The following is a 9,434-nucleotide window of genomic DNA, read 5'->3' on the forward strand; positions in this document are numbered from 1 at the left end:
TACCCGCTCATCTGGCGGCGCGACCGCGTGCCGACGCTGACCGTGATCGCCGATGTCGTGCCGGGCGTGCTCGCCGACGATGTGGTGAGCGCACTCGCGCCCAAGGTGGCCGAGCTGAACACGCGCCTGCCGAAAGGCTACCGCATCGACACCGGCGGCATCGCCGAGGAAAGCGCGCAATCGCGCGCCTCGGTGTTCGCCGTGGTGCCGCTCATGCTGGCGCTCATGCTGACGGTGCTCATGTTCCAGCTGCAGAGCTTCCGGCGTCTGGGCATCGTGCTCGCGATCCTGCCGCTCGGGTTGATCGGCGTGGTGGCGTCGCTCTTGTTGTTCAACCGTCCGCTGGGCTTCGTCGCGATCCTGGGCATCCTCTCGCTGCTCGGCATGATCGCGAAGAACGCGGTGATCCTGATCGTGCAGATCGAGACCGATCGCGCCGAGGGCAAGAACGTGTGGGATGCAGTGGTCGCGGCTGCAACTTCGCGTCTGCGGCCGATGTCTCTTACGGCGATCTCCACCGTGCTCGGTCTCATTCCGATTGCGCCGACGGTGTTCTGGGGGCCGATGGCCTTCGCGATCATGGGCGGTCTGCTGATAGCCACGCTTCTCACGCTGGTGTTCCTGCCGACCGTGTACGTCACCGTGTTCAAGGGACGACCCGACGCACCGCCGCGGCCGGGATCGAAGGCCGCACCGGCGACGTAACTCGAAATCCATTCAGCAAGGAGCAAGGACATGGGTCTGGGAGACGTCATGCGGGTGAAGGGCTGGGGCAGACTGCTGCTCGTGATCGCAGCAGGGATGCTGTCGAGCGCCGCATGGGCGCAATCGAGCGTGCAGTTCGGCCGCATCACGAACGTGAGCCTCGTCAACACCGACAACACGGGCGCGCAGGTTGGCGGCGCATTGCTCGGCGGCACGCTCGGCGCCGCGGTGGGATCCGGACGCTCGGGCAGCAATCGCATCCTGGGTGGCGTCGGGGGCGCAGTCGCCGGACAGCAGCTCGGCCGCATGGCTACGCGCGGTCAGGCCTTCCAGTACACGATCCTGATCGGCGGCAGCACCGTCACCATGGTGACGGACGAAGCCGGATTGCGCGTCGGCGATTGCGTCGCCGTGGAGCGTGGTCAGTTCAACAACCTGCGGCTGGTCGACGATTCCCTCTGCGCGCCGGGAGCACGGGCGGCGGCACCGGCCGCGGTGCAGCAGGCCGATGCCTGCGTTGCCGCCAAGAACCAGCTGCTCGCCGCACAGACCGATCAGGAGTTCGACCTCGCCGAGCGGCGCGTGCGGCTCCTCTGCAGCGACTGACACCGGCGTCGCCGCCATGACGCACGCGTGGGCAGCGCTGATCCGCGGCGCTGCCTATCTGGCGCTGTGGATCGTCCTGATCGACACCGATCCGGTCGACATTCTCGCCGGCATCGTCACCGCCGCCGCGGCCACCGGCGTCAGCCTGCGGCTCGTCCCGGCGTCGCCCCACCGCATCCGCTTGAGCGCGCTGGCGCGCCTCCTGGCCCGCTTCGTCTGGCAATCGGCGGTCGCAGGGTGGGACGTCGCGAAGCGTGCACTCGACCCGCGCCTGCCGCTTGCCCCCGGCTTCGTCGACTACCCGTGCCGCTTCGAACGCGGCATGGTGCGCAACGCCTTCGCTTCGCTCACGAGTCTCATGCCCGGCACCTTGCCGATTGCGGACGATGGCCGCGTGCTCCGCTATCACTGCCTCGACCGCAACCAGCCGGTGCTCGAGTCGCTGTCCACGGAAGAAGCGCTCGTGGCGGACGTCCTCGATCCGGGGGCCGCGCGATGACGACGTTCCTGCTCGCCGCTGCGGCCTGCGTGCTGCTGCTGACGGCGGTCGGCCTGAAGCCGCTGTTGCGCGCGCGCGGTGCCGCGGACCGGATCATGGCCGTGCAGTTGCTGGGCACCGGCGGCATCGGCGCGCTCCTGCTCTTCGCCGAGGGTGTCGAGCGCTACGCGGCGATCGACGTCTCGCTCACCCTCGCCCTGCTCGCGGCGTTCGTGTCGGTGGCACTGGCCAAGGCCGCATCGCGCCCCGCCCCGCCGCGCGACGCCACTGCCGCCTCCGGCGAATGAAGCTCGCGCTCGATATCTTTACCGTCGTCACCGTCGTCGCTGGCGGCTTCTTCTACCTCGCGGGAACCGTGGGGCTGCTGCGCTTTCCGGATACGCTCACGCGGCTGCACGCGCTCTCCAAGGCCGACAATCTCGGACTCGGGCTCATCGTGCTCGGGCTCCTGCCGCGCGTCGACGGCACCCTCGTCGCAGTGAAGCTCGTCTGCGTCTGGTTGCTCGTCCTGCTCTCCGGCTCGGCCGTCGCACAACTCATCGCGCGCGTGGTGCGCAACCAGGATCCGCCTGCGTGACCTGGTCGTTTACGGTCGATCTCGCGATGGTGGTGCTGCTGCTCGTCATCGCCGTCTTCGCGATCACCGTGCGCAGCACGTTCGCTGCTGTCATCGCCTTCGCCGCCTACGGGCTGCTCGTCGCCGTGGCCTGGGTGCGCCTGCAGGCGGTCGACGTGGCGTTGACCGAAGCGGCGATCGGCAGCGGACTGACGGGCGTGCTGCTGCTGGGCGCGGCCGCACGCCTGCGCGCGACCGACCAGCCGCCGCGGCCGGAACGCACTGCGCCGGGGCTGCGCGCTTCCGCTGCCGGGGTCTCCGCAGCCGTTGCAGCGGCGCTGGGCGCAGCCGTGTGGTTCCTGCCCGAGCCGGCGCCGACGCTGGCGCCGGCGGCGGTTGCCAGCATCGATTCGACCGGACTCGGCAATCCCGTCACCGCGGTGCTGATGGCCTACCGCGCGGCCGACACGCTGCTGGAGAAGATCGTCCTGGTGCTCGCCGTCGTCGGCGTCTGGTCGCTCGCCCCCGACCGCGCGTGGGGCGGCCGGCCCGGCACGCTCTACCGGCCCGATGCCGACGGCGTGCTCAGCTTCTTCGCACGCGTGCTGCCGCCCTTTGGCGTGGTCATCGGCATCTATCTCATGTGGACGGCGGCCGATCATCCGGGCGGCGCATTCCCCGGCGGCACCATCCTCGCGGCGATGTGGGTGCTGGCGATGATGGCGGGCCTCGCCGACGCTCCACCCGTGTCGAGCGTGTCGCTGCGGTGGCTCGTGCTCGCCGGGCCGGTCGTGTTCAGCGCAGTCGGCTTCCTCGGCATGGCGATCGCCGATGCCTTTCTCGCCTACCCCGTCGCCTTCGCGAAACCGCTCATCGTCGCGATCGAGATCCCGATGCTGCTCTCCATCGCCGTCATGCTCGGCATGCTCCTCGCCGGCGTGCCGCAGCGGCGCTGAACACATGACGCCCGTTACCCTGCTCGGCCTCTGCAGTGCTGCGCTCGCCGGACTCGGTCTCTACGGCATGGTCACGCACCCGCACCCGCTGCGGAAGATCCTCGCGTTCAATCTCTTCGGCAGCGGCGTCTTCCTCCTCTTCGGCGTGGTCGCGCGGCGCGGCGCGGCGGCGGACCTGGGCGGCGACCCGGTGCTGCAGGCGCTGACGATCACCGGGCTCGTCGTCGCATTCGCGGCAACGGCACTTGCGGTGGCGCTGCTCCTGCGGTTCTTCGACGCGACCGGCACGGCCACGCTGGCACCCGCAGCAGACCACGACGCCGATTCGGGCAACCCATAGGCCGCGACATGGAGGCCGCGATGCCGGGTAGCTTTCTGCTGCCGTTCGCCTTGATGACGCCCTTCGTCGGCATGCTGATCGCATTCGCCGTCGGTGGCCGCCACGCCCGGCGCGTCGCCTTCGCCGTCATTCCGCTCGGGCTCGCGCTGGCCGCCGTCGTTGCCCTCCTGCTCGCACGTTCGGGCGAGCCACTGCAGTACGCCCTCGGCGCCTGGGCCGCGCCGCTCGGCATCCGGCTGCGCGCCGACGGACTCGCCGCCGCGATGATGCTGGTCACCGCGCTCATCATCGGCGCCACGGCGCTCTATGCCCGGCCCGAGTTCGGCGCCCGGGCCGGCGCTCCCGAAAGCCGCACCGCATTCGCGTTCTGGCAACTGCTGCTGGCGACCTGGGGCGCGCTCAACACGGTGCTGCTGGCGCACGATCTCTTCACCCTCTTCGTCGCGCTGGAGTTGCTGACGTTCTCCGCCGTCCCCCTGGTCTGCCTCGACGGGCGGGCGGAGACGCTGCAGGCGGCTCTGCGCTATCTGCTTTTCGCGCTCGCCGGATCCGCGCTGTATCTCGTCGGCGTCCCGCTCCTCTATGGTGTCTATGGCACGCTGGACATCTCGCTGCTCGCCGGGCGCGTCCAGGTCGAGTCCACCACGGTGGTCGCGGCAGCCTTGATGACGGCAGGCCTGCTCGCCAAGACCGCGCTCTTCCCGCTGCACCTGTGGCTGCCGCCGGCGCACGCGGGCGCGCCCGCCCCGGCGAGCACGGTGCTCTCTGCGCTGGTGGTGAAGGGCTCGTTCCTGGTGCTGGTGCGACTCTGGTTCGATGTCGGTCTGGCGAGTGGTCCGGCCGCTCAGTTGCTGGCGGCGCTCGGTGCCGGTGCGATTCTTTTCGGCAACGTGCTCGCGCTGCGCCAGGTGCGCTTGAAGCTCCTGGTTGCCTACTCGACGGTGGCCCAGATCGGCTATCTGTTCCTCATGTTCCCGCTCGCGTTCGGGGCCGGGTCGACCGCAGCCGAGAGTGCAACGGCACTCAGCGGCGGCCTCATGCAGGTGATCTCGCACGCCACCGCCAAGGCGGCGATGTTCATGTCGGCCGGGCTCGTCTATGCGGCGCTCGGCCACGACCGCATCGCCGAGCTGGCCGGCGTCGGCCGCCTGATGCCGATGAGCATCGTCGCGTTCGTGCTCGGCGGTATCTCGCTCGTCGGCCTGCCGCCTTCCGGCGGATTCCTCGCGAAGTGGTGGCTGCTCTCGGTGATGGTGACGACCGGCCAATGGTGGTGGGCGGCAGTGATGGTCACGGGCGGGCTCCTGACCGCGTGCTACGTGGTGATGGTGGCGATGCGCGCGATGAGCGCACCGTCCACGCCACTCACCCTCAAAGCCGAAGTCCCGCGGGCCAGCGAGGCCGTGGCGCTCGCGCTGGCCGTGTGTTCCGTGCTGCTCGGTTTCGTCGCGTTCCTGCCGGTCGACTTCGTCGCGATCGGACGCCCCGCGGTGCTGCCGTGACGCCGCAGTCACTTCTGCTCGTCGCCACCCTCGCGCTCCCGCTCGCGATGCTCGCCGCATGCGTCGTGCGCACGCTGCGCCGCCACATGCCCGGCTGGCTCGCGATGGCACCCGTGCCCGGCATCGCTGCTGCGCTCTTCAGCGTCGACGCGCCGCCATTCGCGTTCGGTGGAGGATCGGTGCGGCTCGCCCTGGCGCTGGACCTGCCGGGCGCGCTGCTCCTCGGCGTCGCCGCACTCCTGTGGAGCGCAGCCGGCGCCTACGCCGCAAGCTACTTCGGCGATTCGCCCAAGGCGGAGCGGTTCGCGGTGTGCTGGCTGATGGCGCTCGCCGGCTGCCTTGGCGTGTTCGTCGCGGCCGACATGGTAAGCCTGTACGCGCTGCTCGGCCTGCTCACGCTCGGTGCGACCGGCCTCGTGCTGCACGATGACACGCCCCGTGCCCGGCGCGCCGCGGCGGTGTATGTCGGCCTCGCGCTCACCGGAGAGTCGCTGGCCCTGGTCGGCTTCATCCTGCTCGCGGCAGCGATGCCCGGCGACAGCCTTCTCGTGCGCGACGCCGCAGCGGCGCTCTCCGCGTCCCCGCAGCGCGACCTCACGCTGGCGCTGCTCGTCGGCGGCTTCGGCATCAAGGCCGGTCTGGTTCCGCTCCACGTGTGGATGCCCCTCGCGCATTCCGCCGCTCCCGTTCCCGCGTCGTCGGTGCTCTCCGGCGCCGTGGTGAAGGTCGGCATCATCGGGCTCATCCGCTTCCTGCCGTTCGACGCACCGCTCGCCGCCTGGGGCGAGCCGCTCACGGCGCTCGGCATGTTCACCGCGCTCTATGCCGTCGCGATGGGCGTGACGCAAAAGCATCCCAAGGCGGTGCTCGCGTATTCCAGCGTCTCGCAGATGGGCGTCGTGGTCGCCGTGCTGGGCATGGGAATGGCCGCCGCCGATGAGACGGTGCCCGTGCTCGCGGCGTTCTACGCGGCGCATCACGTGCTGGTGAAGGGCGCGCTCTTTCTCGCCTTCGGCGTGGTTGCCGCAACCGGAAGCGCGCGCGTCACGCCGACGCTGGCGCTCGCCACCGTACTCGCTGCGGGCCTGGGTGGCCTGCCTTTCACCGGGGGTGCGCTCGCCAAGTTCGCAGTCAAGGCGCCGCTCGGCGACGGTCTCATGGGGATGCTCGGCGTCGTCTCCGCCATCGGCACCACGCTGCTCATGCTGCATTTCGTCGTGCGGCTGCGCGCGCACACGGCCACCGAGCCCGAGGCCACTGCCGGCGCAGGACTCACCCTGCCGTGGCTCGCGATGGCGCTCGCATCGATCGCCGTGCCGTGGGCGCTCTACTGCGCTGCTCCGCCTGGCGCGCTGCCCGACCCACTCGCGCCGAAGTATCTCTGGGAAGCGCTCTGGCCGGTTGCCCTCGGCGCCGTGCTGGCGGTCGTGCTCACCCGTGCGGGCGACCGCCTGCCGCGCATTCCCGAAGGTGACATCGCGGTCGCCATCGACGTCGCCGCGCACACCGCCATCACCGCGAGCAGGCGGTTCGAGCACGTCGACGGCTGGCTGCGACGGTGGCCGACCGCGGGAGTAGCGCTGCTCGGCCTGGCGATCGCACTCGGCGCCGCCCTGCTCCGATGACGACGGCGCAGTACTCCGCATGCACCCGAGTGTGAACCGGAAGCACTTCGCGCGCCCCGCCCTGAGTCCGCGCTTCCTGCAGGTGTGGCGGCGCAACTTCCTCGTCTGGCGCAAGCTCGCGATTCCGTCGATGCTCGGCAACCTCGCCGATCCGATGCTCTACATGCTGGGCTTGGGCTACGGGCTCGGCGGTCTGCTGCCGGAAGTCGACGGCAGCCCTTACATCACCTTCCTCGCGGCGGGCACCGTCTGCTACAGCACGATGAACAGCGCCACCTTCGAGGCGCTGTACTCGGCCTTCTCGCGCATGCACGTGCAGAAGACCTGGAGCGCGATCCTCAACGGGCCGCTCGACCTCGACGACATCGTGCTCGCCGAGACGGTCTGGGCGGCTTCGAAAAGCGTGCTCTCGGGCGTGGCGATCCTCGCCGTGATCTGGGTCCTGGGCCTTTCGCATTCCCCGCTCACGCTGTTGCTGATTCCGCTCGCGCTGCTCATCGGCCTCACCTTCGCGAGCCTGGGTCTCACGATGACGGCGATCTCGCCCAGCTACGACTTCTTCATCTACTACTTCACGCTGGCGATCACACCGATGACGCTGCTGTGCGGGGTGTTCTTTCCCGTCACCCAGCTGCCCCCGTTTCTGCAGGCAGTCGCCGCCTGGCTGCCGCTCACTCACGCCGTCGCCATCGCGCGGCCGCTGGTGAACGGTGAGTTTCCCACCGGCCTCGTCTGGCACGTCGCGATGCTGATCGGATACGCGTGCGCCGGTTACTACGTCGCCCTCGTGCTCGCGCGTCGACGCCTGCTAAGCTGACGTGAACGAGAGCCCAACCGGCGGCAACCCGCCCTGGTGGGCGATCCCCATCGCCGAACTGGGGGCAGCGTTGGCGGCGACCGATGGCGGCCTGACCGCGACGGAAGCCGCGCAGCGGTTGCAGCGCTTCGGCCCCAACCGTTTTCGCGAGCACCGCGAGCGCCCGCTTCTCGCACAGTTTCTGTCGCGCTTCCGTAATCCTCTCGTCATCGTCCTTCTGGTCGCAAGCGGACTGTCCGGCTTCGCGGGCGATGCCACGGATTTCTTCATCATCGCGGCGATCGTCCTGTGCTCGATCACCCTCGATTTCGTGCAGGAACACCGCGCCAACCGCGCCTCGGAGCGGCTGCGGGGGGCGGTGGCCGTGAAAGCGACCGCATTGCGTGACGCTCGCCGGCAGGAGGTACCGCTGACCTCCGTCGTCCCGGGCGATGTCGTGCTGCTCGCCGCCGGTGATCTCGTGCCTGCCGACGGCAGAGTGCTGGAAGCGCGCGACTTCTTCGTGAAGCAACCGATGCTGACCGGTGAGCCTTATCCGGTGGAAAAGCGGTCGATCGATTTGCCCGCCGCCGCGTCAGAGCTGTCGGCCGCCGACAACGCCGTCTTCCTGGGGACCTCGGTCATCAGCGGCAGCGCTATCGTGCTCGTGTGCCGCACCGGCAGCCGTACCGAGATGGGACGCATCGCCGCCAGCCTGGATCAGACACCGCCGCCGACGGCGTTCGAGATCGGCACGCGACGCTTCGGGCTGCTCATCATGCGGATCACCGTGCTGATGGTGCTCTTCGTCCTTCTGGTCAACGTGCTGTTTCACCGCCCGCTGCTGGAATCGTTTCTCTTCGCCGTCGCGCTCGCGGTCGGCCTGACGCCGGAGCTGCTGCCGATGGTGGTCTCGGTCACGCTCGCACGCGGTGCGGTGCGCATGGCGAAGCAGCGCGTGATCGTGAAGCGCCTCGCGGCGATCCAGAATCTCGGCAGCATGGATGTGCTGTGCACCGACAAGACAGGCACACTCACCGAGGCGCGCATCCGGCTCGAGCGTCACGTCGACGTCATGGGAGCCTCAAGCGAGCGCGTGCTCGAACTCGCCTATCTCAACAGCTCGTTCGAGACGGGCCTGCGCAGCCCCCTCGATGAGGCTATCCTCGCGCACGCGGACGTCGACGTTTCGGGTTGGACGAAGATCGACGAGGTCCCCTTCGACTTCGAGCGGCGTCGGGTTTCCGTGCTGGTGGAAAAGGACGGCCGGCGGTTGCTGGTGGTGAAGGGTGCGCCGGAGGAAATCCTTCGCCTGTCGGCGTCGTTCGAGTCGGGCGCAGCAACCGAGCCGCGGCGCCTCGATATGGCGGACCGCGACCGCGTTCGCGCGCTGTACGAGGCGCTCGGCGCGCAGGGGTTTCGCACGCTGGGCATTGCCTGGCGCGAGGTGGCATCCGATCATCGTCACGCCGTCGTCGGCGACGAGTGCGAGCTCGTTTTCGCGGGGCTGGCGGGCTTTCTCGATCCGCCGAAGACAAGTGCCGGACCCGCACTGACAGCGCTCGCGGCAAGCGGCGTTGCGGTGAAGATCGTCACGGGCGACAGCGAGCAGGTGACCCGGCACGTGTGTGCGGCCTTGAGCATTCCGGTCACCGGCGTGCTCACCGGACCCGACATCGACGCCCTCGACGACCAGGCACTGGGCGCGCGTGCAATCGAGGCGAACCTCTTCTGCCGCGTGAACCCGACACAGAAGAACCGCATCATCCTGGCGCTGAAGGCGCGCGGGCTGGTCGTCGGCTACCTGGGCGACGGCATCAACGATGCCCCGTCCCTGCATTCGGCCGAC

11 protein-coding genes are annotated in these 9,434 nt (G+C 69.5%); all 11 read left to right on the forward strand.

Annotated elements, in window-relative coordinates:
* Positions 1–705 (forward strand): efflux RND transporter permease subunit (locus JNK68_12180; GenBank protein MBL8541112.1); only part of this gene is annotated, 705 nt, incomplete at its 5' end.
* Positions 706–735: 30 nt separating this feature from the next.
* Positions 736–1,311 carry a hypothetical protein gene (locus JNK68_12185; GenBank protein MBL8541113.1) on the forward strand — a complete coding sequence of 192 codons (576 nt, stop codon included), beginning with the start codon at positions 736–738 and terminating at the stop codon, positions 1,309–1,311.
* 16 nt (positions 1,312–1,327) lie between these two features.
* Positions 1,328–1,810 carry a Na+/H+ antiporter subunit E gene (locus JNK68_12190; protein MBL8541114.1) on the forward strand — a complete coding sequence of 161 codons (483 nt, stop codon included), beginning with the start codon at positions 1,328–1,330 and terminating at the stop codon, positions 1,808–1,810.
* Positions 1,807–2,097, forward strand: a complete 291-nt coding sequence (locus JNK68_12195; GenBank protein MBL8541115.1) for an MrpF/PhaF family protein — start codon at positions 1,807–1,809, stop codon at positions 2,095–2,097. Before JNK68_12190 ends, JNK68_12195 begins: the two co-directional genes overlap by 4 nt.
* A complete protein-coding gene (locus JNK68_12200) occupies positions 2,094–2,387 on the forward strand; it encodes a monovalent cation/H(+) antiporter subunit G (GenBank protein MBL8541116.1) in 294 nt (97 codons plus the stop codon). Before JNK68_12195 ends, JNK68_12200 begins: the two co-directional genes overlap by 4 nt.
* 26 nt (positions 2,388–2,413) lie before the next feature.
* A complete protein-coding gene (locus JNK68_12205; protein ID MBL8541117.1) occupies positions 2,414–3,322 on the forward strand; it encodes a DUF4040 domain-containing protein in 909 nt (302 codons plus the stop codon).
* A gap of 4 nt (positions 3,323–3,326) precedes the next feature.
* The gene (locus JNK68_12210) at positions 3,327–3,662 is read left to right on the forward strand and encodes an NADH-quinone oxidoreductase subunit K (GenBank protein ID MBL8541118.1); all 336 of its coding nucleotides are present in this window, start codon (positions 3,327–3,329) and stop codon (positions 3,660–3,662) included.
* 8 nt (positions 3,663–3,670) lie between these two features.
* Positions 3,671–5,164 (forward strand): NADH-quinone oxidoreductase subunit J, encoded by a 1,494-nt coding sequence (locus JNK68_12215; protein ID MBL8541119.1) that lies wholly within the window; start codon positions 3,671–3,673, stop codon positions 5,162–5,164.
* A complete protein-coding gene (locus JNK68_12220; protein ID MBL8541120.1) occupies positions 5,161–6,789 on the forward strand; it encodes an NADH/ubiquinone/plastoquinone (complex I) in 1,629 nt (542 codons plus the stop codon). Before JNK68_12215 ends, JNK68_12220 begins: the two co-directional genes overlap by 4 nt.
* A 19-nt stretch (positions 6,790–6,808) precedes the next feature.
* Positions 6,809–7,606 (forward strand): ABC transporter permease, encoded by a 798-nt coding sequence (locus tag JNK68_12225; GenBank protein MBL8541121.1) that lies wholly within the window; start codon positions 6,809–6,811, stop codon positions 7,604–7,606.
* A gap of 43 nt (positions 7,607–7,649) precedes the next feature.
* On the forward strand, positions 7,650–9,434 hold a 1,785-nt coding region (locus tag JNK68_12230; protein ID MBL8541122.1), incomplete at its 3' end, for an HAD-IC family P-type ATPase.

The organism is Betaproteobacteria bacterium (genome assembly GCA_016791345.1).
Classification (GTDB): domain Bacteria; phylum Pseudomonadota; class Gammaproteobacteria; order Burkholderiales; family JAEUMW01; genus JAEUMW01.

Bases quoted from the DNA above. Each gene is read 5' to 3' on its own strand.
- JNK68_12200 (MBL8541116.1), top strand. From the start codon at position 2,094: ATGAAGCTCGCGCTCGATATCTTTACCGTCGTCACCGTCGTCGCTGGC.
- JNK68_12215 (MBL8541119.1), top strand. From the start codon at position 3,671: ATGGAGGCCGCGATGCCGGGTAGCTTTCTGCTGCCGTTCGCCTTGATG.
- JNK68_12225 (MBL8541121.1), top strand. From the start codon at position 6,809: ATGCACCCGAGTGTGAACCGGAAGCACTTCGCGCGCCCCGCCCTGAGT.
- JNK68_12205 (MBL8541117.1), top strand. From the start codon at position 2,414: ATGGTGGTGCTGCTGCTCGTCATCGCCGTCTTCGCGATCACCGTGCGC.
- JNK68_12190 (MBL8541114.1), top strand. From the start codon at position 1,328: ATGACGCACGCGTGGGCAGCGCTGATCCGCGGCGCTGCCTATCTGGCG.
- JNK68_12210 (MBL8541118.1), top strand. From the start codon at position 3,327: ATGACGCCCGTTACCCTGCTCGGCCTCTGCAGTGCTGCGCTCGCCGGA.
- JNK68_12195 (MBL8541115.1), top strand. From the start codon at position 1,807: ATGACGACGTTCCTGCTCGCCGCTGCGGCCTGCGTGCTGCTGCTGACG.
- JNK68_12185 (MBL8541113.1), top strand. From the start codon at position 736: ATGGGTCTGGGAGACGTCATGCGGGTGAAGGGCTGGGGCAGACTGCTG.